Source organism: Candidatus Methylobacter oryzae (assembly GCF_003994235.2).
GTDB classification, from domain to species: Bacteria; Pseudomonadota; Gammaproteobacteria; order Methylococcales; family Methylomonadaceae; genus Methylobacter_A; species Methylobacter_A oryzae.
Map to the genome: position 1 here is coordinate 58,343 of NZ_RYFG02000110.1, position 25,851 is coordinate 84,193.

Consider the following 25,851-nt stretch of genomic DNA (forward strand, 5'->3'; position numbering starts at 1 on the left):
AGCGACTCCCATAATTCACTTGCCCAGCTCCGATTGAGCTTGCCGGTCACCCGCGTTATAACGATAGGCCAACAGCAATAACGGCAAATACGCCAGCACCAACCCCACAGTACCGTCCAATTTATCCATTGCAACCCAGCTTGCAAGCGGCATTAACCAAAAAATGTTAATCGCGCATACCGCCAATGTCACAGGGCAATGAGCGCCCCAAACACGAGACGCATGTTGATAAGCGTGGCTGCGATGCGCCTCGTAAAACTTCTCTCCCCGCACTACCCGGCGGCACAAAGTAACGGTTGCATCGACAATGAACACGCCCAGTAAGATCAACCACGCCCATAATAGCCGGGCTTCAATCCAGGCCGCTTGCAGCGAAAGCAGCGCCAACATAATCCCTAAGAAACCGCTGCCCGCATCTCCCATAAAAATACGGGCCGGCGGAAAATTCCAAAAAAGGAATCCTAAAACCGCAACGGCCAGAAAGGCCGGCAGCAGCCAAACGTTTGAATCCGGCGCAACGAGCCATACCATTAACGTGCCGCCGCAACAGGCCGTAATCGCCTCAACGCCGGCAATGCCGTCAATGCCGTCCATGAAGTTGTACAGATTCAGCAACCAGACAATATAAATGGCCGCGCCTACATAACCGATCCAGCCTAAATCCAGCCAATATCCAAAAACCGGAAGCGGAGGCAAACCGCCCAACCAATAGAGTCCCCAAGCCGCGGCACTGAAATGTACCAATAAGCGCCAGCGCGCGGCAATATGGCCGTGATCGTCCAGAAAGCCCGCTACGGCAACAGCGCAACCCGCACCCGATAAAGCCAGGCATATCGAGGTGGATAGCTGTTCAAACTTGTTCAAAACAGGCAACACCAGCAAAAACGAGAGCACGATAGCAACGCCGCCGCCGCGAGGTGTCGGTATAGAATGCGAGCTACGCTCGTTAGGAATATCGATCAGGTTCTTTGCCAACGCGTAACGATACAAAAAGCCGGTAAGCGCCCAGGAGGCGACGCCCGTCAGCAAAAGGAGCCACTCAAAAATCATTTATACCTCACTTAAATTATTGACGAGTATCTATATTCAGCGTGTGACTATAGAACACGGATGCCAAAAGTAGGCGCCTCGAGGCGACGCGGATAGGGCGGATTGACCGGATTTTTAACCCAAACCGAATTTTAAATCCGTGTTTATACCCACAGGGCATAAGGCCGAATTAATTTGAATATGGCCGCAATTATCTTTGTAAAAAATCCGCCGCCGTTTTCTTCAAAGCATCATCGACGCTGACAGGAGGATGCCACCCCAGCAGCTCGCAAGTCTTGCTAATATCGACTTGAAGCGAATTGCACAAACGCTGGGACATATATTGCCGGCCCAATAACGCCGCACCCGCTCTTAACATCCAGATAGGAACCGGGACCAGCTTGACAGGCATATCCAATGCCTTGCCCAAGCGCAGCAATAGCTCAGTGGTCGACATATCCTCGCCGTCCCCGGCCAGGAAAGTTTGGTTAGCCGCAGCCGGGTGATCGATGCAGGTTATAATCAAATCGACCAGATTATCCAATGCGACAAAGCTGCGCTTATTATGAATTGCCCCCAACGGTAACGGGATTCCTTTCAGCAGCCAATGCATCATACTGTGGAAATTGGCCTTCACGCCCGGCCCGTATACCAGCGGCGGACGAATAATCACAACTTCCATACCGGTTTCATAAGCCAGCCGCAGTAACGCATCTTCGGCTTCGAACTTGGAAATACCGTAAGGATCGACCGGCGCAGGCCGATCTTCTGCCGTGTAAGGCCGCCCCGGCAACGTGCCCTCGCCGTTCACCTTGATCGAACTGATAAAAATGAATCGCCGCACCCCCGCTTCCGCTGCCTGCAACGCAAGATTCCAAGCGCCTTCAACATTAACCTTGCGCAACTCGTCCAATAGATCGAGCGAATTATCTTTCACGACATGCACGCGCGCGGCAAGGTGAACAACCACATTGATACCGGCCAATGCCTCTGTCCAATCCGTTGCGCCGTCTAAAACGTCGATTGACACCGTTTCAATATTTCCGACCGGCACATTGTCGCGGCGCCCCAAGCGCATCGAGGCACGGACGACCTGCCCTTGCCTGAGCAATTCCTCACAGAGCGGTTTGCCGACAAAACCGTTAGCGCCTGTAATCAATATAGAGTGGGAATACCGGCTGATATTATTTTGCATAAGGCTTTGACCAAACAACCCTATTGATATAGTCGACATAACTTGCCACAACCCTGACGACCTGCGTTGAGACATGAGGATTTTCATAATCGGCAACCGCTAAAACCGGGCGCGCAGTCTTATCGCCAGGGATGGTGTGTATGCCGCTAGCCTGCCGGGAGCTGGCGTGGCGTTGGTATTGAGACGTCACAATTTCGACGGCTTCGAGTACGCGGTCTTTTTTCAAGCCGCTCATGATCAACGTGCCGACATCCATGCCCTCGGGGCGCTCATGCGCATTGCGAAGCGTCACCGCGCACAAATTAAACAACGACGTTTCCTCGGTAATCGTACCGCTATCGGAAAGGACGCAAAACGCCTCGATCTGTAATTTGTTGTAATCGAAAAAGCCGAACGGTTTGGAAAAAATAATTTTTGGGTCCAGCGTTGAAATATCCAAGTCCTCCAGGCGCTTGCGCGTTCTCGGATGGGTCGAAACCAGGACCGGGAATTGATATTTTTCGGCCAGCGCATTCAGCGTATCCAGCAAATCCTGCAACGCTTCCGGCGAATCGACATTTTCCTCGCGATGCGCGCTGACCAGGAAGAATTTGCCGGCTTGCAACGACAGACGGGAAACCACATCGGACGCCTGAATTTTCGGCGAATAATAATCCACGACCTCGCGCATATGCGAGCCGGTCTTGATAATCGTCTCGGGCCGGATACCTTCCGCAAGTAAATAACGGCGCGCATGCTCGGTCAACACCATATTAATATCCGACAGATGATCCAATACCTTACGGTTTAACTCCTCAGGAACGCGTTGGTCGAAACAGCGGTTGCCGGCTTCCATATGAAACACCGGGATTTTGCGGCGCTTTGCCGAGATAACCGACAAGCATGAATTGGTATCGCCATATAACAGCACCGCATCGGGCTGTTCCCGTTCCATGACTTCATCGGCTTTCTGGATCACTTGCGCAATGGTTTGGGCTACGTTGTCGCCGACTGCTTCCAGGAAATAATCGGGTTTGCGGATTTCCAGGTCGTCAAAAAAGATCTGGTTCAATTCGTAATCGTAATTCTGTCCGGTATGCACCAGGATGTGCTGCATATGCCGGTCAAGCGCGGCTATGACCCGGCTCATCTTAATCAGTTCGGGCCGAGTGCCGACAATGGTCATAACCTTAAGCACGATTTTATCTCCTGAATAATATCCAAACGTTGCAACAATAATTTCACCTGGCCGACATCCAAACGTTCCGTGCTGTGAGACGTGTAATCTTCAAGGCTGGAGATTTTTTCCTCGCCGTCGCTAAAATATTTCGCATAGTTCAGGTCGCGGTTATCCGCAGGTATCCGGTAATAACTTCCTCTATCTTCGGCACGCGCCATCTCTTCGCGGGAAATCAGCGATTCAAAAAGTTTTTCGCCGTGCCGCGTACCGATAACCCGAGTCCCTTGCTTGCCGTCGAACAGTTCGATCAACGCTTGCGCTAAATCGCCAACCGTCGACGCAGGGGACTTCTGTACGAAAATATCGCCTTGCCGGCCATGCTCAAAAGCATAAAGCACCAAATTCACCGAATCCTCCAGTGACATTAAAAAGCGCGTCATGTTCGGATCGGTCACGGTCAGCGGCTTGTCTTCCTTCAATTGCGAGATAAATAATGGAATGACCGAGCCCCGGGACGCCATCACGTTGCCGTAGCGCGTTGCGCAGAAAACCGTTTCGCCCTCGCGCTGCATCCGCGCCTTCGCAATCAGCAATTTTTCGGCCATGGCCTTGGACATGCCCATTGCATTGACCGGATACACGGCCTTGTCGGTGCTCAGCAGCACTACGCGCTTGACGCCATTCTCACCGGCTGCGTTCATCACATGCTCCGTGCCGATCACATTGGTGCGCACCGCCTCCATCGGATAAAACTCGCACGACGGCACCTGCTTCAGCGCCGCCGCATGAAACACATAATCCACATCCTTCATCGCCCGGTGGACACTGTCGTAATTGCGGACATCGCCGATGTAAAACTTCAGCTTGTCGTTGTTCAGCGCAATGCGCATTTCTTCCTGCTTCTTCTCGTCGCGGCTAAAGATACGAATCTCGCGCACATCCGTCGCCAGAAAACGCTTAAGAACGGCATTGCCGAACGATCCCGTTCCCCCGGTGATCATTAAGACTTTATCATTGAACATATCCGGCCCTTGATCGGCTTACTGGTACGCATGCATCATTTTGATCAACTCCGGCCACTGCGGCGGCTGATACCCGGTTGCAGCTTTAAACCGGTCCGCATTCAGCGAGCGGTCAATCGTAAACTCATCTTCCGGAATAATTTCGATCGTTTTACCGTACACTTCGGCAATCAACTTCAACAAATCGTATTTCGCGATGGCGGGGCCGGCAACATGGTAAAGGCCGTGCAAGCCGGACTGGGGAATGACGATATCGCGTATCACGCGCGCAAATTCCACCGTCGGCAGGCCGGAAAATATCGCCCGTTTAAAACCTTTGCAACTGCCTTGCTGGGCAAGAAACCAATTAAGCAGGCTGTAGCAGCTGTTCAACTCATGGCCGATAATCGAGGTACGCAAAGTAACCGTGTGCGGATAATCAACTTCGCCTAAGGCCTTGGATCTGCCGTAAACATCGTCCGCATCCAGCAAATCCTGTTCGGTATAATTGCCTTGCCTGCCGGAGAAAACGCAATCCGTGGAAACATGCACCAAGCGCGCATCCATAGCCGCGCACAATCTCGCCAAGCGGTGAGGCAGCATCGCGTTAAGCGGCAGGGCTATTAACGGATCGTTGCCTTCGGCTTTATGTTTGGTTATGCCGACGCAATTGATCACCACATCCGGGCGTATCCGCGCAAAAGCGTCGACAATCGTATCGTAATTAGCCGCATCGACATCGGTTAACAAGCGCTCGGCAATCCGCTCAGGGAAAAACTGTTGTGCGTCGGCTGAACGCACGGCCCCATGCACATCCCAATCGAGCCGTTCACTAAAGATACGCAAAACCGCGCTGCCTAACATACCGCGTGCGCCTAAAACCAGAATTTTCATCAATTTTCCCCAAAAGACAACGTTAACTCATGCAAATGCTCGACTAACTGTTCCGCCAGCCGGTCATGATCGAAATGCTCCCGAAAATAAGCGCGTCCATTTTGCCCGATTTCTTCGCGTTCCGCTGCGGGCATTCTGTACAGGCGCAATATCGCATCGGCGAGAGCGGCCGCATCCTCGGCCGGAACAGCCAAACCGGCGTTGGCTTCGCTGACCAATCTTGCGCCTTCACCGTTTAAGCAAGCCAAAATCGGCCTGCCGACCGCCATATAAGCTTGCACTTTACTCGGAATTGTCGCCGCAAAAATAGGCTGGTCCGCTAATGTAACCAATAATGCGGCAGCCTGCCTCATCAAGCCCGGCATGGTTTCTACCGGATATCGTCCGGCAAGGTGAACATTGTTCAAAGCGCGTGTTTCAACTTGTTCGCGCATCCACTCCCAACGGCTGCCTTTCCCCAGCACGACGAAATGAATATCCGGATAATCCCGCAATATCTCCGCGGCCTGAACGATAACCTCTACCGCCTGCCCAACACCGACATTACCGGCGAAAAGCACAGGAAACTTGCCCGCCAAGCCAACAATATCGGGCAATGGTATGTCGGGGGGAGAATAAAATGCAAAATCGACCGAATTCGGGTAGTACTTAATCGATTTGCCGCAAGCCAACTTCGCAACAGGCTCGTGAAATGCTGTTGATTGGACCAACAGCAGATCCGTATGCCGATAAACAAACCTGACCACGCTCTCAAGCAATTTCAAAATCCAGGGATTATTAATGTAGCCGGTGGCCTGCGCACTTTCCGGCCATAGATCCTGCACCCACAAAGCGACAGGGCAGTGTTTTATCCAGCCCAGAAAAGACGCCGGAATAGCTTGAAAAATCGGTGACGGTGCAAAAACAAGAATCGCGTCATAGTTTTGCCGGCGCAACAACCACGGCGCAAACGCCAGTCCTGAAACAATAAACGACAGATAATTCAGTGCCAGCTTGACCGCATTTCTATTGCCTCTGGCGATCAGCGGGACGCGGTATATTTTTATGCCGCTCCACTCCTCGCGGCTACATCCCCATGCGCGGTATCCTGGAAAAATTTCACCGTCCGGATAATTCGGTTTCCCTGTTAAAACAGATACCTGATGCCCGGATTCTTGAAGGGTCAATGCAAGTTCGTTGATGCGAAAAGACTCAGGCTGGAAATATTGACTAACGATAAGGATTTTCATCAAGTTTTTATCACTTCTTACTATTCCAAATAGACCTAAAGACTCACCGGCAAAATAAACTCGACCAAAAAATCAGCCGCTTTGACTTAAAGATTGGGGTTATACCTCGACATCCCCGGCCGACAGCATAAACTTTCCAGGCTTGAAAGCCAGGTCTCGCACCGCCTCGGCATGATTGAACGTCATATCGCGATTCATACGCTCGGCCATCGCAGTCGACCAATGCCGATAACGCGGCAAACGGCGCAACAGCATCACCGCGAGTCGGAAAAGCCAAAGCGGAACGGTCGGCAGGCGCGGATGACGCCCAAGGGCGGAAAACACGCGGGCAACCATGTCGCGATAAGCAAGTATCTCGCCGCCGGAAATGTTATAGACCCGATTTGCCGCGGAAGGTATCTGCAAAGCCGCCAAGCAGGCACCGGCAACATCCGCTACGTGAACAGGCTGGCGCAGACCGTTTGCGTTGCCGAACAACGGGAAGAAACCAAAACGGCGGATGAAGCGCGCAATCTCGGTGATATTTTTATCGCGGCCCAAACCATAAATCAGCGTAGGCCGCAAAATCACCCATTCCACGCCCCTACTTTCCGCCCATTCCTGAACGCGCGCTTCCGCATCGGCGATCCGAAGCGCCACGGCCTGCTCTTCAGGGTCGGTAGAGTCGTCCTTGGTAAAGCGGCTGGTCGAGGAAACGACCACTACGCGCCTCGCGCCTTGGGCATCGAACGCAGCAAAATAATCCGGCAATGCCCAAATAGGACCGAGACAAATCCAAAAAGGAATATTCTCGTCATCCGCAGGCGGCAAAACAGCCGAATCGGAAACTTGACGCTCCGACCGTACGGCCGCAGATTCGGCTACATCTGCGGGGGAAACAATCCGCCGCCATTCCACTTTATCGTCAAACGGCTTAAGCGATTTTCGCGAAAATGCGATCACCTTCCACTCTGCCTCAACCAGCATCGGTAGTAGACAGCTTCCAACCGAACTGGTTGCGCCAAGTACGCCGACCTGTAAATCTTCATTCTTTGGAAAAAAATCAGCCACGGCCAATCCCCAACGCTCGACCGGCATGCAGGGCCGTATAATAAATCGCTACAGCGCTAAAGCGCAGCCATACGCCTAACGTAACCAAGCCCATCAGCACGCCCGGATATTCGTCTCGGAAAAACTTTTGATAGAAGCGTATCATGCCCTTATGCTTGTGCCACTCGACGAACACCGGCCTGCCCCTGCCGCAAACGCCTAATGCATGAACAATCTGCGCCGATGGCACGAACAGGATTTTCCAGCCTTTTTGCCGGAAACGCATGCACCAATCCAAATCTTCGCAATGTAAGAAATAGCCTTCGTCCCACTCCCCGACATCCTGCATCGCCTCGCGCTTAACCATCATGCAAGCGCCGGAAATTGCTTCCACCTCAATCGCGCGATCCGGCAGAGGCTGTTTATGCAAATAAAAGTCAAAGAACAGGCGCGGCCAACACTTCGAGAAACGCACAAGCCCAAATGCGCGCACAAAAGAACGCCAAGGAGTCGGCACCGCCCGCCGGCCACCGGCTTGTTCGGTGCCATCCGAATTAATAAGCAAACCGCCCGCCATACCCACGCGCTGGTCCGCCTGCATTGCCTCCAAAAGGTTGAGTAGCGTACCGGGCTTAAAAAAACAATCCGGATTAAGGAACAATAAATACGGCGCGGAAGCAACACGCGCACCGCTATTACAAGCTGCAGCGAAACCGACATTTGCTGAGTTTTTAATTATCCGTATGCTTGGCAAGCCTATCAACGCATCCAAACTGCCATCCGTCGACGCGTTATCAACCAAGATAATTTCAATTTCCTGGGGGCAGTTCAGCAACGAGTCGACGCAGTTACGCAACAATTCACCCGCGTTATAATTGACGATAATTGCCGAGATGACAGCGCTCATCTCTTTTTTCTATCAAGCTTTGTTGTAATCATCCGTACCATCGCATTCGATTTCTTGAAAATATCCATAAAAATTAATCCCTTAAAACCGGACAATAAAGTCGCCTGGAACGGTTTAAGGTTTTAACTACTCAGGTCCGCCTATAATAACAATTTAGGTTTGAAATTGGGTAATAAAGCAGTGAAATCTTGCGCATTATAGAAATAAGAAATTAACGACAACTATGCTGAGCAAATCCTTGAAAGAACCTGCTTGGCTGGCAATTATTTTAACTACCTGATTAAGTTTCCAGCTCTTGTCTAAAGCCGGAGCGCAAGCAGAGCTTGCATTCCGAAATAGTTAGATAGTTTTTACGGCAAGTTTCGACACCCATTGCAGCTGCTTAGGCAAGCAAACCGTTTTAAGGTCGTAATGAGCGATTGCAAAAGCCCGCGCATTCGCTCCAAGCCGCTCCCTGGCTTGAGGGTCTTCCAGCAATACGCAAACCTGATTAGCCAAACTTTCCGAGTCAAAAAAGTCAACCAATCGGCCGGTCTCGTCATGACGAATAGCTTCGCGTAAAGGCTGCGTATCGCTAGCTACGATAGCGCAACCAACACTCATTGCCTCCAACAAACTCCAGCTTAATACAAAAGGATAAGTCAGATAGACATGGACCGTTGAAAGTTGCAACAACGGAATGAAATGCTGGTATGGCACATTGCCCAGAAAATGCACTCGTTTCCAATCAGCATCGCTGATCCGCGGACGTACTTCGCCAGCAAAAATATCCTTCCATTTTTGCCCTGCCTCCGGCCTAGCGCCATAGCTGACGTCATCCCCGCCGACAATCAGCACTAGGGCATTCGGCCGCCGTTTCAGCAACTCCGGCAGCGCCCTCATAAAGATATGATAGCCACGATAGGGTTCCAGATTGCGGTTAACAAAGGTAATCACTTCGTCAGCTCTAGTCAGGGTGAGGCTGCCATCAAAGGTGTTCAAGGTGAGATTAACGTTGGGATTAGGCGCAACAGCTTCAGTATCGATACCGTCATGCACCACAGTAATTTGCTTACGAAAAGATTCAGGAAAAGTGTTTGCTTGCCAATACGTAGGAGAAATGCCCGCATCAGCCACTTCGAAATGCAGCAAATTATTCAAGTTTTTAAGACGCATACGGCAAATTTCGGCTTCATCCTTAGAAGGAAACTCAGGATCAAACCCCACATCCGCACCTTTCGCATGATAGAAAAATTCGCAATAAATACCCAACCTCGCATTGGGCCACACATCTTTCAAAAACAGACTTTCTCCCCAACCGGGATGCGCCACGATAACATCCGGGTTAAAGCCAGCCTCTCGTATTTTCAGCGCAGCTCTAAAACAGGCCTCGCCTCGTATGGTTTTGGTTTCGAAGTCGCCTATCCACGGATGTACATTGGGAGTGCTCCCCCTACTGACGGCATAGGAAATCAGCTTTACGCCTTGCCATTCGGCAACATTTTGCCGTTGCATGGTCATAGCAACCACCGTGTTAGCCGGATCGGCTGCTAAAGCCGGGGCAAAATATTTAAATTGACCGGGAAAGTTTTGATGGATAAATAGAATATTCATGATTAAGGGAAATACCTAACGCTTACTAAAGCTGATATTAACTTAGCATTTGCTTAATTTGCCATCGCAATAACTGCCTCGCGGTAGCTCGGACTTACAGACAACAAGCTAAAGATCGAAATAAGATATCGCATGCATTACCACCCGCTCCCGCAAAGCCGGAGGCTGCTAAGGACCGTCATTGGCATGGACGCGGCAATAGCAAGAACCTAGCCCCACCCAGGGAACATACCAATCGACAGGCCTCCAGGTTTTTAAAATCTGGAAGATCTTAATAGGACGCACACAGGATTAAGCATGAATGGCGGATGCGCTATATCCCCTACAAATTTGAAACTTTCACGCTAATAAAGCCGTTCAAAGCGTAGTCAACGCAAAATAAACGGCGCCACGATTTAATGCATTCTAACTGCTTGCTGACTATTAGTTGCCGAGGCATTTCCACCTATCCAGTCAGGCCAAACATCCAACGGCCAATCGGCTTTGAGGTAAAGCCCATAGATAATTGCCAACCACTGACGTAATAACATCTCGTTCAACAGCAGTCTCACTTGTTGATCATCCGAGCCACGAAACGTTAGCTCAACACGCTGTTCCGAGTTAGCCAAGTCCACCGAATTCACCAGCCATACGGAGCTCTCAACCGCCGGCTGTACTGATACTTGCGGCGTTTGTTCAAGCTCTGCCGTGGCCGCTTGTTGAGCAAAACTTTGAAAAATATGATGATGTGAGTGCAATCCCCCTTCGGATTGATCATGTTTTAACAATGCCTGCAGAACACGTTGAAGCAAGCGTTGCGTTAACCATATTACGACTGGCGCCGCATTCTCAACCTCTCCAGTTAGTCTGATCCTGTCTTCTTGCTCACAGTATTGAATGGTCACTTTTTGTAAATTTTGCATTTCCCCCCCTTTATATGCTCTGAGTGTTCAAGTTCTCAGTTTTTACAATTTATCGTAGAGCATACACCCTACAAATTTGTAACTTTTACGGTAATAAACCGTGAACCTGCCCGTTAAAAGTATGCCGACAATTATGACAGTTCAGGTACACACAATATAATTTCCCGGAGGCTTGTTGTATTTGCAACAGCAAACCGCCCGCTACACAATAACGAGAAGAATCAGGCATAAAAACCTGGGTTAGAAAAATCCAACCGAAAGTTGCGGATTGTTCATTTAATTACGGTTGATCGTTAATGAGAATCCTCTGATAACGCTATTATTGCGGCAGCAACGTAAGGAACAATCGACGCAGGAATTAATAAACACAATATCAATCTCTAATTATTTTTAATTCAGAATCTCCCTCATGCACGAGACTAAAACGCGCGAGAAACTCTTTAAGTTTAACTAATACGCAGTTACAATTAAAATAGGAAGCCAAATCCGCTTATCTCGTCCTTTATTGCACTTTGTTCAAAATGTCCAGTAATTGGTTATAGATCGTATAATGCTGGCTCTGGTTAATATTCGTACTGCCTCGCGAGGCATCAAGCTCCTCCGTCAAATTATGAAGCTTTTCGGATAGCTTAGCCAGTTCGTGGTCAGCCGCCGACTTACTGCTATCGATAGATGCCTGCTGCGTGTTAGCCGGCTGCCTGGTAACGGCTGCGCCAGCGGCAGACTGTTGCGATTTATCATATACTCGCCCTCCCAAGCTGCTTTGCGCCTTGGCGGCCTCCTCTGAACTCTGATACCAGCTTGCCGTTCCCCCAGAGTGAAGTACAAAATTGCGTACCACACCATCCACGCCTTTTTGCGTAGCCAGGCGTGCTGGATCAATTCCTCCTCCTGTAGTTACTAGCGGATTCAGTTTTAGCCCCAATTGTTCAGCCAATGCTTGGGATTTCTGCAGCTCCCTCTGTGCAAATGGACCTTTTAACGCCACATTCGCATCGACCCGCCAATCATAGGCCGTGCCTAAGCCGCCGCTGATCAAGTCTTCAAAGTCGATCCCATGATCAGAGCCAGTACCTGGGTAGAGCTCATAAGGCTTATAACCGACACCCGCTTCGTCCAGTTGCTGACCGGCGCCGCGCAAATCCGTCAGAGGAATGCCGAATTGCTGAGTTTTCTCTAATATATCCTGGGCATTAAAATTTCCGCGCGCCAACAGATTCCCTTGATCATCAAAATAAGAAACACTGGAGATAAAGCCCTTTTCCTTATAATCGATTCCAATACGTCCCGAAATGACATCAGCCTTGGCTGGTGGTGATGATGAGGCATCCGCCAACAAATTGGCGAAAGAGACATCAGTGGTTTGTGAAGGTTGTGGATTAATAGTTCGCGGTTGGTTAACCACTGGATTAAGCGAGGTAATATTCATAAATCACCTGTAAAATTTGTTGTTGATTTCTAAACAACAAGCAAGTTACTTGCCATAACATTCATAAAATCTTGAAAAATCCATAATTCACACTTAATCTTGATAAAAAACAATTAATGAGGGCCGGACTCCAAGAAACCGTATGCCTTCTACAGATAGCGCAAGCCAACCCAATACGCGCAAAAAACCGCCCCGGTTTCCCAAGGGCGGTTTTCTTGCTTAACATCAACTGTGAAATACCGGGCGACGGAAAAAAGTTGCCTAACCTAGCCGACTTTGCAATTAATGAGTGGGTGTTTCTGGACGTGAAGAAGCCATCGCTACCTTTTGCAGATGACGCAAACTGGCCCAATGCGCATAAACTGTAGCCAATAACCCACTACGCGCCCATTGCGCCAAAGTTTCATCCGGTAAAGCTTTAAACTTCTCTTCGTCAACAACAGAAAAGCCGCCAATAGCGTGCATCTCGTTATCAATTTGTTGCGTCAAAGTTTTGGCGACTAAAACACCGGAATCAAGCAAAGGCTGATGCAGCGCCTCAGTGCTTTTGCTGGAGGTCTGGTATGCGGTAAGAAATTTCATAGCACCGGTGGCAATTGCTGATGGCTCACCATCATCTGTAAACAACGACTCACCCTGGCCGGCAAATTGCGGGGCAGTTGCATCAATCGCCAAATGAAGTAATTCGGTATTTTCATTGCCGGTAGCAAATACGAAAGGATAACGGCGAATAAAGGCAGGAATGTAATTAACCGTCCAATGGCCTGCTTCATCAATATAAACATTCTGGTCGCGCAACCCTAACAAAGCGAGCGGTTTAGCTAAATTGTCAATCGCGAATACGATCGGGTAATAAGCACTGGCTTCAGCAATTTCTTCCGAAAGCAGCGGAGCTGTAGTTTGGCCACGGGCAAATTCGTACGTGCTAATACCTGTATAGGTCAACTTACCGTGTGCGTCTTTGTTCAATACTTCGGGGGTTTTGTACATGGTTTATTCCTAATAAATGTTTCTAATATTTGAAAAGGGGCTTAGGTCTTTTGCCTCCTATATTCAGAAAGCTATATGGGGACTCTTTGAAATAATAAAACCCCGGCTCATTGTGAAAAACAGGGAGTATTTGTTACTTCTTGGTATTCCAAGGGCGGGCCGTTTGGCTGATGAATGGCGTTTACCCCTATTATTTGCGCCGCTTAAATAATATTGGCAATGTATAATATGATCGACTACGAACCAATCACCAAGCCTTCCGTACTGACGGGTAAAGCTACTTTCAAGGCATTGGCATAGGCTATCCGCGCGGTTTGGGTAATTGCTAATTGCGCATTTAAACGGTTAATTTCTTGCTCGGTGACTTGTAGCATTTGCAATTGCTGCCTAGCTTGGTCCGATAGGTTATCAGTATCGTATTCGACATTGTCGATGGTGATGGTGGACATGGCTTCTCCTAAATAATTTTAAAATGATTAAAGATACCCTCGCTCAGGCACGCCTAACCAAGGAGCACGTATCAATGGCAGATTGCCTAATGACAAATCCGACTTACGGCGTTATACGTAATAAGGCATTTAGTTTTTAAATCGGATTATTATTTTATTAAAAATGCAATATTCAAACAATCAGGCTGACGCAAATCCGCCTTACGCAGGTTACAACACCGTCAAATGCTCGCCACTCTCGGTGTGAACCAAGTCGCCGCTACGTTGCAACACAAAATAACCGCGTCTTAACGCTTCTTTTTTGGCCGCATCATTGATATGAAACGACGCAATGGCGCCGTATTGCTTGTAGTTTTGGTAAATCGGAAACAGTTTTTTAAAGTTCTTCATCTTGCGATCCAGTTTGTCCAGATCATTTTCATGGGCTTTGTATTTGACTTCAACAATGCCGATGGCCTCGCCATTGGTTACCACCAAATCATATTCTTCCTGGATTTGCCCCCGGTGCTTTTCCATGTTTTTTACCACGTCGTCAAAGTGGATAGCGCCCAAGTGATTGTCTTTTATCAGGCTGTTAAAGAAAAACTCTTCCGCTACGTCGCCTTGGTTTTGTCCAATGTTGCCCAGCGTAACTCCCATACGCTCTAGCTTCTCAGTCAACCTCTTATCGTTGCGTTTTATTTGCTCGTTAGTTGCTTTTATTTGCTGGTTAGTAGCTTTGATCTGCTCGTCAGTTGCTTTGATCTGCTCGTCAGTACGGTCCTGAGCCGCAAATAAATTAGCAATTTTCTCATCAGTTGCTTTCATTTGTTTGTCTGTACGGTCTTGAGCAACGGCAAGACTCGCAACCAAGGCTTTTAGTTCCTCATCAGTCATGTTTTTCTCCTGATATTTTATTCAATGCTGATAATTTTAACATGGCAACCCGCCAGTCACGCTATAGCATCAGCGGCGAATTTAACATAACCGCCATTATCGACAAGACAAGCCATCAAAACCATCGGGCATAAAAAAACCGCCCATCCCCGAAGGAATGAGCGGTTATTTCAGGTCATCCGTGACCCAAAGCCGTCGTTAAACACAAGTTATGTGTAAGCGCGCGAACACAAACAGCATGTGCCCACCCTACCCGGCTACAGCATTAAATGAAGTTTGAAGTAACAAACGCATCATTAGTAATGCCGTTGAACGTACCTACTAATTCAACTGCAATGTTTCCTGCTGTGATACCAGTTGCTGCAGTAGTAACGTTAACTTGATAAAGACCAGCCTTACCACTGTTTGCACCTGTGCCATAAACAAGAGTGTAGAACGAAGAACCATCTGCACCACCATAGGTAGACATAGCTGTATCAAGCGCCGCTTCAACAACTCCAGCATCACCCGCATCAAACGTACTAACTGCACCAGCAGCAACCTCAACCTCAACCAAACTATTAGCCGCAGTAACACCACCAGCAGCTGCAAGTGTTTGATATGTAGTTATACCTAATCCAGCAATTTTATCTTGCTGGGCACCTATCGCTTGAGTGAAGTTGTTGATAGTAACAGAATTAGTTGTCGTTCCGTTGAATGCTCCGTTTGCTAAAGTGATAGTATCAGCACCACCTGTCGACAAAGTTACCGTTGTCAATGCACGTTGAGCGTCAGTACCGCCGCCTACTGTTAAGGAGTCATTTCCAGCACCGTCAATAATGGTAACGGATGTAGTAGCAACATAAGCGGAAGCATCTAATGTTACAGCAGCAGTCGATCCCGCAGCTGTAATTGTAGAAGCAGCACCTGGAGCCATTGCACCTGTTGTGAAAGTTGCAGCTGTAGCAAAGTTCAACTGGACAGTTTCTACCGCAGTAATGTTAGCAGAACCTGTACCTGCACCAGTCGCGGTCAAAATATCGCTTCCAGTTCCACCAGCAACTGTATCATTAGCTGTCAGTGCAGTACCGAAATTAAAGGTATCTACACCAGTGCCGCCTGTGATGTTGAAGTTGGCTGTACCTGCTGCATTAACTGTGTTTGTACCATTAGCCAGGACCATAACTGGAGCTGTTGTTTGCCCAGTGATTGTGGTTGAAGCTGCTGTCAAAGTCACTGCGGCAGTATTGGTAACAGCCAAAGCAGCGAACTGAGCAGGAGTCAAGCTAACAGTAAAGTTACCATTCATGATTTCAAAAGCGGAAATGGTTGCGCCTGACAAATCAGAAGCAGCTGTCAGAGTGATTGTATCCGAATCAGCACCACCGTCTAAAGCACCGGTACGAGTTCCTGACAACGTCAAGGTATCCGCACCCGCTCCCAACGCAACAGCACTGTCAGCAGCAGTTTGCGTAGCAGCGCCACCTACAGCACCTAATGTTACTGCATCAGCACCTGTTCCACCGTTCACAGTTACTTTTGTAGGTGTTGCAGTGTTGATAATTCCAGCAAAAGTCAGCGTGTTAGTACCATTTGCCAAATTGATCACATCAATATTAGTAATGGTCGCAGGAACAGTAACCACACCTGCATCGGTAATAGTCAGCGCTTCAACATCAGCAGCAGTACCAGTTACAGTAGTTCCAACAAGGCTGGCGATATTGCCGGTAAAAATGTCATTAACGCCCGCAGTACCAGAGAAGGTGCCGCCAGCAGTCAGATTGACAATAGCAGTAGTCAGCACTGCATTGTTGGTTGGATTGGTACCAACAGTACCAGGAGCAGCGTCACCCGTAGTACTGGTGTCGTTCACAGCGCTTGACGTTGTGATAGAGCCAGCTGTACCTGCGCCTGAAGCCAGAGTAAAGTCATAAGTCAAGCTGCCGCCAGTCAGAGAGATCAAAGACAGATCAATGTTGCTTGCGCCTGCATTGTCATCAACGATAGTCAACTGGTGAGTGCTGTTGCCACTGAAAGTAATAATCGGACCAGCAGTCAGAGCCAGCGCAGCGCGGTTAGCAACAATCTGAGCCCATTGGGAGGTAGTAATTACCACAGCCGAGTTAGCCACGATAGCTTCAACGCCGGTCAGCGTAGCGCCAGCCAAGTTGATCGCACCGTAAGTCACCAAGGTATCGGTACCGGCACCCAGGTTGATTGTATCAGTCACTACGCGGGCACCCGCTGGAAGACCGGCAACAACGTTTGCTTGAGCATTAATAGTTACGCCGTTTTCAACTGCTGCGTAAGTACCTGCTGTGTAGTTACCCAACAATACAACGCGGTCTTGACCGGCGCCGGTTGTAACAGTGTTAGCACCACGGCCCAGAGTGATGTTCAGGTCAGACTTGTCGGTCAAGCTACCGGCTTCGATAACCAGACCAGTCGTAGCCGCGGCAACGTTAACGTTATCAACAGCGTTGACAGTCAATACTTCAACATTAGCCGCAGTAGCAGATGCACGGGAAACGGAAGCTTGGAAGCTGTCAACCATCGCATCAACAATAGCGTCATTCAATTGCAATGTGCTGACTTGAGTGATAGCCAAATCGTTGGTGAAAGACAACGTACCGATGTTCTTGACGTTCGCCAAGTCACCTTGAGAAACAACTGCTGCATTACGAACTTCGATAACATCAGCGTTACCGGCATTGGCAATAGCAGTAGGTACTGGCGCAGCCAAGCCCATGTTGTTGGTGATATTGTCGATTGCACCGCCATCGATGATCGCATTGCCGTCGATGTTAGCATCGGACAAGATGATACGGTCGGCAGAACGGCCGGCGCCTTCGTTACCTTTGAATGACCATTTGCTGCCTGCGCTCAGAGTGCGGGCATCAATCGTAACACCGCCGGAAACCAAACCGGCGTCATTGGCAACAGCAACAATCGTTCCGTCGGCATTTGTTACGGTAGCCGCAGCAGCTTGCGCGACAGTGCGAGCAGTGTCGTTGAACAAGTCATTGTCGGCAATGATATGCAGAACGCCGTTAGAGTCTTTGTTGGCAGCCAGCAGGTTGTTGGTCAGAGTCAGGTTATATGAGTTGGTCGCAGCAGCGGCGTTGTTTGCAGCCACGCCATTGCCGATAACACGGATATTTTCGAAACCGGTTACATTGGTCCACTCAGAAGCGCCCAGCGTAATCGCAACGTTACCGTCGATCGCCAGGGTATCGTTGTTACCTGCGCCACCAGCAACGGTGTCAGAGATAGTCAGACCTGCGCGAGTGTCGGCCAAGTTGTCGAAGATAACAGTGTCGTTTCCTGAACCTGTGCTAATGTTTTGAGCGCCAACAACGGAAACAGCTGCCGGGCTGGAGCTAACGCGAAGAACGACATCGCTGGCTTCAGCTGAAGCATTGATTGTAGCGGCAGTCAAACGAACTTGAGTCGCTGTACCCGATAAATCGGCAATACGGCCTACGGTAGCACCGGCGTTAGAGCTGTTCAGGTCGGCAGCGCCGTTTGTTTGGTATTGATACAAACCACCGTTAGCACCCGCTGTAGTGGTATCCAGGTTCAAGAATGTACCTGCCAAACCACCGCTCAGAGTGATTGTACCTGTGTGTTGAGCAACACTGGCCAATGCAACTGTGTTGGACTCTGTATCGCTATCGACAATAGTGATGCTTTCAACGTTACCGGTAGCTCCGGCAGCGTTTTGAGTACCCAGGATCAGGTTGAAACGTGGATCGGCGTTCAAGCCTTCCGCAATAGTCAGAGACACAAGATCGGTAGCGCCCGCGGCAGTTTTCAACGTGGCGTTAATAGTATTGTTCAGAATACTGTTGCTGCCGGTGTTGCTGTGCTGAGTGTTTATCACAGCTGCTTGCGCCGCAGTCAGGTTATCCAGGTTGGTAACCAATGCACGTGCAGCAGGAGCGTCTGGATTAAGAACATTGCCGGCGCCTTCGTTGCGAACCAGAATTTTTGTGGTTTGCGGCAGTTTGTCGAAGTCAACTGTCACAGCACCGCCGGCAGTCGCTCTAACTTCAATGTTTTCGACATTGCTAATAACCGAAGACAGAGAATTTACCACGCCTGCAGATGTAATAATCAGGGTATCGGTTTCAGTACCTGTACCGCCAGTAATGCTGTCGCCAGCCTGTACCACGTCAGCCAGGATGAATGTATCGGTACCTGAACCACCGGTAATAGTAACATTTTGCACCGCGCCGGAAGTATCGGCCTTGCCTGCTGACAACATATTGTTGGCAATGTTTAAGGTCAGGTTGCCGGTAAAGCCGGAAGCATCAACAGCCGATAAGCGGCCGCTAGCTTGCGCAACTCCGCCGATGTAACGGGTAGACTCAATAGTTGTAGTCGCTGCGTTAACCACAGGCACGGCATTGGCCAATACCAGATTTTTGTCGCCAGTAATAGTGAGTTTGCCAGCAGTGCCAGTGTCCATCGGCAGGTTCAGAGTACCGATAGTATTGGCTGTGCCTGCGCTGTTGATAGTCAGGTTTTCATAACCTTGAGTGCCAACGCCGCTAAAACCAACGCCGGAAGTGTTACGACCGATGTTTACCGTGGTAATTTGAACGTTATTCAAATCCAGGGTTGCGGTATTGTTGCCCAATAGCACGTCTGTACCGAAAGAGAATTCCGCAACACCGGCTCTATCGTTAGAGTTGGTGCTGGCAAGACTCATGCCGCTCAGCACTTGCTTGATGTTCTCAACACGACCGGTATCGGTTGCTTGCGAGATACGACTGATGTTAACGTTGGTCAGACCGGTAGCGTCTTGCAGGTCGAGGTCAGTAACAGCAGTTGCTCCTGAACCTGTAAACGCAACATTAACGGTATTAATATCAGTTAGCTTTGGTGTAATGATAGTAGCGCCGTTATCGTTAGCGTTACCCAATGTAGCATTCAGAGTTGGGTTAGTGCCGGTACCGGTCAACTTGTCTTCGTCTTGCAGTGAGTTGATGCGATTATCGCCGCCTGGAGTGTAAACTTGGTCGGCATTAAAGATATTCGCAGTAGCAACGTCGTTACCGTTAGTTAATGTGTAAATTGAATTAGGTGTGTTAGGAATATTTACCCAAGCAGTCTGTGCATTGCCAGGCACAGTTGCATAAGCGACCGCGTTTGCAACTTGGATGTTCCATGCTTTTGCAAACTCACCGAAAACCGCATCACCTTCCAGTCCTGAGAACAGATTGAGGATGTTGTTAACGACAGCACCACGTGAAGCGACAGCTACTGAATTCAACTGACCCACGATATAATTAGTCGCTGTAGTGACAGCCGCATCACCGGTAATACCCAAATTGGTAACCAGCGCACTAGCTACTGCTTCAGCAGTGAGCCCACTGGCACTGTTGACGAACACAGTGTTTAAGAAAGCATCAGTGTTTGTGCCTGCCAGCGCAGCATAGCTAGACATGTCTGTAGTGCCAACCGCAACACCATAAAGTGCACCGGCGTTACGCGCGATAACCACCTGATTTGAAACTAATGTAATAGCCATTTTTGGCTCCTTAAATTTAAATTGAGAAAAAAACTTTCTGCAAAAAGCCGAGATCAGATTGGATCTGTACTCGATCAAAAACACTGCAACTCTTAATGCTCTTGATCCATTACAGTCCCTCTTAAGAAACCCGGCATCCTGCCGCTTTAGTTACCCAAGAATAATCCAACATTCCCAGATTGGAACATAGTCTACTTCACCGCAATGCCAAACTGATGTGATTGTGCGCACACGCATTGGCATTTACTTTCCGAAGACCTTGTTCGACGCATTCCTCAAGTCTGTTGAACGGCACTAAATAACCTATATATCAATATGATAAGCAATAGAACACTTATCCTAGCGAACCCTTGTTTGTTCAAAGTTACTTAATTTTCATTCGTTAGCAGGAATGGTCGACGCCTCCCCCAGTTTTTAATCCTACCCAAACTGACAAGGGATTAAGTCACGTTCACTCGACACAATATCCATTTGCAATTGCAAGAGCTGTCTTTCATATGGGGCAAAGTTACCTCTGCAAATATTAAGAACTCTACGTTTTGAATTTTATATCTAACTCAGCAAAATGCAAACAATATGCATTCTTTACTTTACATTTTATTCATAATACATTGTTTTATAAAAACAAAAATTTCAAACAACGCATACCGAAACAACCTTCATTTTGATAAAAATCTCCCCAAACGTTTTGATAATACCAAGGCCGATAAAGCCCTACCGGCCATTGGCAATTTACTTACGTTATTTTGCACACTCATTAAGACAACGACTTTATTACCAAGCCACCCTCACACCGAGCCAGCCTTCCATCGTATTCATTTCAAATAGGCTGATATTACTGTTTTGATTTTGCCATTTAACACTGGCTACTCCTCGCCAATTATCGGCCACCAGGCTCAGCGGCCAATCATAATCCAGCCCCAAGCCTATCCGATTTATATATCTTGATGCTCCATTACCAAGCCAAGGACTATAAGCTTGCATGTCATTGCTTTGGAAGATATTGGTATAAGCTTTTACAAAGCTGTCCTGGCTTATGAAATCCGTCGGCCAAATTCCGATTACTTCCAACTTGCCTCGCTGCTGGTCGCCTCCTGGACGCTCGCTCGTTGCCCAGTCCCATCCCGCGCTGACCACAGCACTATACAATCCAACTTTTGTGTCGCAGATTACACCCGCCATTAGGCCGGTATAACGGCTATCCAGCAACGGTCTTCCATCCTGCCTTTGCCACAAAAAATCCCCCCCTATTTGCGGCCTGCAGTACTGCCCTTTCTTTGCCGTATGACGCAACATCAACTGGCCCGCATATAAATAAACATCGCCACCGTAACGTAAGACATTAAACCCTAGCGCACCACCTGTTTCCCTGCCATCATCCTCATGCTGCATTAGCGAGCTGAGCAGGTTAACCCCTTGATAATCCGCATAGCCACCGTATTCAGTTTCCCGATTGAAGAATTCACCCCTTACCTGCCATTGCAATCCGTCAGCCATTGTTCGCATCGCGTTTGCTGTCAGCTGTGACTCAACGCCAAACCCGGCCTGCTTGCGAAATTGCGATTGCAACTCAACAGCGACAGGCCCTGACGGTAATGTTAACTGAAGGGTTGGCTGAGAAGGAGCCTGATTAAGGTTATCGCTATATCCGCTTCGTAGCTGCAAACCCGTATTGATCTGCCACTGTTGCGGCGGAATATCCGGCTGGATCGGTTGTATTTGCGGCTTATTCTGATTGTCTAACCCTGCCAAGGCTTTGTTATATTGATCTACCGCCCCCTTAGCATCCGGATACTGCATCAATACCCCTTCCAATAGATCGGCTGCCTCTGTGTAGCGCTTCTTCACATTAAGCGATGCCGCATAACGCACCAACCAATCGGGATCTTGACTGCAGGCTTGAAGAGAGTCCTTGGTTAAGGCTTCATTGCAGGCATTTGCCGCACTCATTGAGAAAAAGCCACCGACAATCGCCAACGCTATCATTTTCAGTTTAAATCTCACCCGCTCTCTACCGCTAACTCCGCCCCCGGCACAAACAGCTCTGTCGGCTGCTGCCTGTCTTTTAATAAAAAATTACCTAGCGATATCATTGAAACATCGTCTTTCCAAGCCTTTACAACATTCTCGCCGCAAACTATCGGCTGAGAGAGCTCACCTGTCATAGACTGCAAGTGTATCGCAGTTGTAACGGTTCTGCCCAGTAAAGCATGAACCCGGCGCCGAGCCGGCCCAAACGATCCAACCAATACTTCGCCCCGCTCTATGCCAATGCCTATCGCTAACGGCGGCAAGGCGTCGATTCCTGTCTCGGCGCCAAACAACCGCTCTCCCGTCAAAACAATGCTTTTAGCAGCGTTAAGCGGTCGCAGGTCGCTATTATTAGTACGCCAAACGCCCATCACAGCATCACCAACGTACTCCTCCACGACTCCACCTTCCTGATGAATAATTTTACTGGCAAAAGTATAGAAGCTATGCAACAGCGCCCCAGCCTGCTCTGCCGGCAACTGATCGCACCAAGCGGAAAAATTTCTTAAGTCAGCATAAAGCACGATAACCTGCTCGTGATGCGCGTTGAGTGTGCTGCCGGGCTCCTCTTGAGCGATCTGCCGAGCTACATGTGCAGGCAAATAGCTGGAAAGATTGCGGTAAAGTAAGACGCCCGCTACGCGACTACTTAGATAGCCTTGTGTAGTGAGCAGAGTTATCAACAATAGAATAAAAAACACAGCCGACATCCAGGGTAGCCAAAGACAGGCAAACCATAGCAAAGCCGCGTGCAGAACAGCAATTACGCCAATTAATAACAATCCTGTTAAAACAGGCCCATAGACTCGTATTATCCCACCCCGAAAATGGGTAACCGCCAATAACAGCAAAGTTGACAGCGCTATCCAGCCCATTTGCCACCACATTGCCCCACGAGGCTGATAAGGTATTCGACCATCCAACAGCGCCGTCATCAGTTGCGCATGAACTTCGACGCCACTAACTGCCGCCGCCTGCGGCGTTGGAACCGTATCGCCCATACCGAAAGCGGTTGCACCCAACAACACCCAAGCACCTTTCAAGTATCCAGCCGGCACATTGCCTTCCATAATATCTTTCGCGGAAATGGAGGTGATACTCTCCCTAGACGTCCACCACGGCAACAATATATCGCCCTTCTCATTAATAGGCACTGAAAAACCCGGCAAACGAGAATGACGTAGCATTGCAACCGGATCCAGCCCTCTCTTACCGTTAACAACGGAAAACTCCGGAGCCACTCCCGCACCTTCTGCAATTGCCGCCAGTGCCAAGGCGGCATAGCCTTTATCCTGATAACAAATAATGGCAGGCAAATATCGAATGGTACCATCTGCCGCCACTCGTGGAGTAATATGACCGGCACCGGAAGATTTAAGATTGGGCGCATTGCCTATTGCGCCGTTAGCAACTGGGAATTGCCCCGGACAAACTCCGGAGGATATAGCTCCTTGCAGCCGCCCCATATTCACCGCCTCATCCGCACCGATAGCCAATACCTGAGCCAATACAGTCGGAGTTTTCAGCAATTCTGCCGCCAGCTCGTCGTCTCCGGGCTTTGAATCGGGAAAGGCAATATCAACAACGCGCAGAGCAACCCCCTGTTCCGTTAACCCCCTAAATAGCGCCGCCGTACGCTCACGAGGCCACGGCCAAGCACCGTAACGGGCAATACTGGCCTCATCAATATCGATCACCACCACCCGTCGCTCCCGGTTGACGGAGGTACCCATAAGCTGCCACAGATGATCTCCTACAGCGGATTCAATGTTGGATAAGGGCTCCGCCCAGAAAACACTGACAACCAAAGTCAGCGATACTGCTAATAAAAATGGCGTTAGCCGGTTTTTGAGCAGCGATTCGTCCATTATCATTTATTTGTCCAATCCGTAATTCCAACAAAAGTTCCCATTTCAACTTTTTTCTGGAAAACCATACCAGCGTAAGCCCCATCCGTTGAGATCGCGCCTGCTACGCCGCTACCGTTTATAACATTCCCTGAATTAAAAACGCCGTTATTCTCGATCTTTCCGGCCCCATCAAGAACGGCCGAACCACCTAACGAATGACTCATTTCCAAGTGAGTATTAAACTGGCGCTGCCCAAAATCAACCTGTAGCGTCGCAGCATCCAATTTGGCCAGCGAACTTTCCTGGTCTCTATTGTCCACAAAATGAACCTGCCCTTGTGCCAATTTAAAATCATACATACCGGCTCTGGGCTCTACCTCAGCCAAAGCAGATGGAGTGCGAAAGAGAGCAAAAACCCCGTTATTGACAGTCATTTTCCTTCCCTCTTGCGCCGTAACATAGGGCTGGCTCATAGCATCTCCAGGTAATTGATCACCCCAGCGCGCCCAGGCAAATGGGTTTGGCAACTGCTGCTCCTGCGGAGCAATATCTAAATTGGAGGCGACATCAGCGGCTTTTATTTCCGCGGCATTGATACGCCCAGGAGCAGGCGAAGCAGAATCCTCGGACTGCTTCGAACTATCGCTGCCAGACTTATTCGCTTTCGATATGATCGCCGGATCAAGCGGCACAATTTTCTCTCTTTCCTTGCCGCCGCTGAACTCAATCATGACGCTTCCCATTGCTTCGGATAATTGCGTAGCTCCCGCGCAGGCCCCCAGACCATCGACAGTGCACTGCGTATTGAGCGGCGCGATAGCGATAGCGCCCGAATAGACTCCGGCCCACATTTTCTCGGGCTCGGCACGTACTACAAAATCCGTCCCTAACACACCAATTGCGGTAATTGGCGTATTTAACCGAAACCTGTCATGGGCGGCTTGCGTGGCTTTTCCGGAAATACTGCGAACAACGCCCGCTTCAAGATTGAAACGGATCGCGCTGTTTTTGGGTTGCTGCTTGTCGTAATGGTAAAGCTCGATACTGAGACGGCTGTTGGGCCGCAAACTGACCGTGCCTTCGTCCACGAACCGCAAATGAACATGTCCGCCGGCAGAGGTTTCGATGGTTTCGTCAACATAGACCGAATCACCGCGTTTTAAAGATCGCTGCTCGCCCTTTTTATTGTGCGCCAACGCTTGACCAATGACCAACGTAACCTGACCCACTTCATCCGGGTTATTTTGTTCCTCGGCAGATAAAGGGACTGCGGTCAATGCCAGTAAAACAGCGACCATACCCACAAGCCAAGACCTGCGGGAGTACCGACTTTTTCCTGAAAAAAGCGCCCAGGAACAGCACACTTCTATTGACTTATTCATCTTGTTTCTCATGGGAACAACCTCAACTAGTTTCCATTATCACCTTAATATCGTTTTTTTCGCTGTGTTCAGAGTCACAACCGCATGACGATGAATCATTTCTCCGCGACATAAAACTTAAATGTGAATTAAGCGCTAACGCGTAAATAATTCCAAAAAAATAAGGCAGCGGCCAACTTGCCGAAGACATGTACCATTAATGCATTGTATGAGCGAACCTTGCCCGCGCATTCAATACCTGTTAATTGCTCAATCCAGCTGAATAAGGATTCAATCGGTTGTCGAACACGAGAAACGGCCGTCGATAACCATTGGTCCTGGGGTTCCAAATACGCTTGGCCTTTTTGTTTTTTGACCGGCGTTAATACCGTCAGGTTTTGCGTTTCTTGCA

Annotated in this window: 18 protein-coding genes and 1 pseudogene; all 19 read right to left on the bottom strand. The window is 49.1% G+C overall.

Annotated features, from left to right (window positions below):
• Positions 1–15: 15 nt before the first annotated feature.
• Complete coding sequence (locus tag EKO24_RS16105) at positions 16–1,050, bottom strand: MraY family glycosyltransferase (protein ID WP_127028184.1); 1,035 nt, start codon at positions 1,048–1,050, stop codon at positions 16–18.
• Positions 1,051–1,240: 190 nt separating this feature from the next.
• Entirely contained in the window at positions 1,241–2,224 is a 984-nt protein-coding gene (locus EKO24_RS16110) for a UDP-glucose 4-epimerase family protein (protein WP_127028185.1), read from the bottom strand.
• Positions 2,214–3,401 carry a non-hydrolyzing UDP-N-acetylglucosamine 2-epimerase gene (gene wecB, locus EKO24_RS16115; RefSeq protein ID WP_127028186.1) on the bottom strand — a complete coding sequence of 396 codons (1,188 nt, stop codon included), beginning with the start codon at positions 3,399–3,401 and terminating at the stop codon, positions 2,214–2,216. Before wecB ends, EKO24_RS16110 begins: the two co-directional genes overlap by 11 nt.
• Positions 3,386–4,405 carry a polysaccharide biosynthesis protein gene (locus EKO24_RS16120; protein ID WP_127028187.1) on the bottom strand — a complete coding sequence of 340 codons (1,020 nt, stop codon included), beginning with the start codon at positions 4,403–4,405 and terminating at the stop codon, positions 3,386–3,388. Before EKO24_RS16120 ends, wecB begins: the two co-directional genes overlap by 16 nt.
• A gap of 18 nt (positions 4,406–4,423) precedes the next feature.
• On the bottom strand, positions 4,424–5,278 hold the full coding sequence (locus tag EKO24_RS16125) for a dTDP-4-dehydrorhamnose reductase family protein (protein ID WP_127028188.1): 855 nt from the start codon (positions 5,276–5,278) through the stop codon (positions 4,424–4,426).
• Positions 5,278–6,507 carry a glycosyltransferase family 4 protein gene (locus tag EKO24_RS16130; protein ID WP_127028205.1) on the bottom strand — a complete coding sequence of 410 codons (1,230 nt, stop codon included), beginning with the start codon at positions 6,505–6,507 and terminating at the stop codon, positions 5,278–5,280. The genes EKO24_RS16125 and EKO24_RS16130 overlap by 1 nt, the downstream gene beginning before the upstream one ends.
• Before the next feature lie 99 nt (positions 6,508–6,606).
• On the bottom strand, positions 6,607–7,557 hold the full coding sequence (locus EKO24_RS16135) for an NAD-dependent epimerase/dehydratase family protein (protein ID WP_241674585.1): 951 nt from the start codon (positions 7,555–7,557) through the stop codon (positions 6,607–6,609).
• Positions 7,550–8,443, bottom strand: a complete 894-nt coding sequence (locus tag EKO24_RS16140; protein WP_127028190.1) for a glycosyltransferase family 2 protein — start codon at positions 8,441–8,443, stop codon at positions 7,550–7,552. The genes EKO24_RS16135 and EKO24_RS16140 overlap by 8 nt, the downstream gene beginning before the upstream one ends.
• Positions 8,444–8,782: 339 nt before the next feature.
• Positions 8,783–10,036, bottom strand: coding sequence for a glycosyltransferase family 4 protein (locus EKO24_RS16145; RefSeq protein WP_127028191.1), 1,254 nt, complete (start codon positions 10,034–10,036; stop codon positions 8,783–8,785).
• A 395-nt stretch (positions 10,037–10,431) separates the two neighbouring features.
• Positions 10,432–10,938, bottom strand: coding sequence for a hypothetical protein (locus EKO24_RS16150; protein ID WP_127028192.1), 507 nt, complete (start codon positions 10,936–10,938; stop codon positions 10,432–10,434).
• Between the two features lie 502 nt (positions 10,939–11,440).
• Entirely contained in the window at positions 11,441–12,367 is a 927-nt protein-coding gene (locus tag EKO24_RS16155; RefSeq protein ID WP_127028193.1) for a hypothetical protein, read from the bottom strand.
• Positions 12,368–12,649: 282 nt separating this feature from the next.
• Entirely contained in the window at positions 12,650–13,357 is a 708-nt protein-coding gene (locus tag EKO24_RS16160; RefSeq protein ID WP_127028194.1) for a SapC family protein, read from the bottom strand.
• A 236-nt stretch (positions 13,358–13,593) separates the two neighbouring features.
• A complete protein-coding gene (locus EKO24_RS16165; protein WP_127028195.1) occupies positions 13,594–13,806 on the bottom strand; it encodes a DUF6447 family protein in 213 nt (70 codons plus the stop codon).
• A 210-nt stretch (positions 13,807–14,016) separates the two neighbouring features.
• Entirely contained in the window at positions 14,017–14,682 is a 666-nt protein-coding gene (locus tag EKO24_RS16170) for a coiled-coil domain-containing protein (protein ID WP_127028196.1), read from the bottom strand.
• 265 nt (positions 14,683–14,947) lie between these two features.
• Positions 14,948–20,197, bottom strand: a complete 5,250-nt coding sequence (locus EKO24_RS16175) for a beta strand repeat-containing protein (RefSeq protein ID WP_127028197.1) — start codon at positions 20,195–20,197, stop codon at positions 14,948–14,950.
• Between the two features lie 774 nt (positions 20,198–20,971).
• Positions 20,972–22,201 (bottom strand): hypothetical protein, encoded by a 1,230-nt coding sequence (locus tag EKO24_RS16180; protein WP_143733242.1) that lies wholly within the window; start codon positions 22,199–22,201, stop codon positions 20,972–20,974.
• Positions 22,198–24,102 (bottom strand): CHASE2 domain-containing protein, encoded by a 1,905-nt coding sequence (locus EKO24_RS16185; RefSeq protein ID WP_127028199.1) that lies wholly within the window; start codon positions 24,100–24,102, stop codon positions 22,198–22,200. Before EKO24_RS16185 ends, EKO24_RS16180 begins: the two co-directional genes overlap by 4 nt.
• Entirely contained in the window at positions 24,099–25,472 is a 1,374-nt protein-coding gene (locus EKO24_RS16190; protein WP_127028200.1) for a FecR family protein, read from the bottom strand. Before EKO24_RS16190 ends, EKO24_RS16185 begins: the two co-directional genes overlap by 4 nt.
• A gap of 116 nt (positions 25,473–25,588) precedes the next feature.
• Positions 25,589–25,851 (bottom strand): annotated as a pseudogene (locus tag EKO24_RS22560) (IS982 family transposase); the annotation flags it as partial.

Bases quoted from the DNA above. Each gene is read 5' to 3' on its own strand.
- EKO24_RS16105 (WP_127028184.1), bottom strand. From the start codon at position 1,050: ATGATTTTTGAGTGGCTCCTTTTGCTGACGGGCGTCGCCTCCTGGGCG.
- EKO24_RS16110 (WP_127028185.1), bottom strand. From the start codon at position 2,224: ATGCAAAATAATATCAGCCGGTATTCCCACTCTATATTGATTACAGGC.
- EKO24_RS16120 (WP_127028187.1), bottom strand. From the start codon at position 4,405: ATGTTCAATGATAAAGTCTTAATGATCACCGGGGGAACGGGATCGTTC.
- EKO24_RS16125 (WP_127028188.1), bottom strand. From the start codon at position 5,278: ATGAAAATTCTGGTTTTAGGCGCACGCGGTATGTTAGGCAGCGCGGTT.
- EKO24_RS16130 (WP_127028205.1), bottom strand. From the start codon at position 6,507: ATGAAAATCCTTATCGTTAGTCAATATTTCCAGCCTGAGTCTTTTCGC.
- EKO24_RS16140 (WP_127028190.1), bottom strand. From the start codon at position 8,443: ATGAGCGCTGTCATCTCGGCAATTATCGTCAATTATAACGCGGGTGAA.
- EKO24_RS16145 (WP_127028191.1), bottom strand. From the start codon at position 10,036: ATGAATATTCTATTTATCCATCAAAACTTTCCCGGTCAATTTAAATAT.
- EKO24_RS16150 (WP_127028192.1), bottom strand. From the start codon at position 10,938: ATGCAAAATTTACAAAAAGTGACCATTCAATACTGTGAGCAAGAAGAC.
- EKO24_RS16155 (WP_127028193.1), bottom strand. From the start codon at position 12,367: ATGAATATTACCTCGCTTAATCCAGTGGTTAACCAACCGCGAACTATT.
- EKO24_RS16160 (WP_127028194.1), bottom strand. From the start codon at position 13,357: ATGTACAAAACCCCCGAAGTATTGAACAAAGACGCACACGGTAAGTTG.
- EKO24_RS16165 (WP_127028195.1), bottom strand. From the start codon at position 13,806: ATGTCCACCATCACCATCGACAATGTCGAATACGATACTGATAACCTA.
- EKO24_RS16170 (WP_127028196.1), bottom strand. From the start codon at position 14,682: ATGACTGATGAGGAACTAAAAGCCTTGGTTGCGAGTCTTGCCGTTGCT.
- EKO24_RS16175 (WP_127028197.1), bottom strand. From the start codon at position 20,197: ATGGCTATTACATTAGTTTCAAATCAGGTGGTTATCGCGCGTAACGCC.
- EKO24_RS16185 (WP_127028199.1), bottom strand. From the start codon at position 24,102: ATGATAATGGACGAATCGCTGCTCAAAAACCGGCTAACGCCATTTTTA.
- EKO24_RS16190 (WP_127028200.1), bottom strand. From the start codon at position 25,472: ATGAGAAACAAGATGAATAAGTCAATAGAAGTGTGCTGTTCCTGGGCG.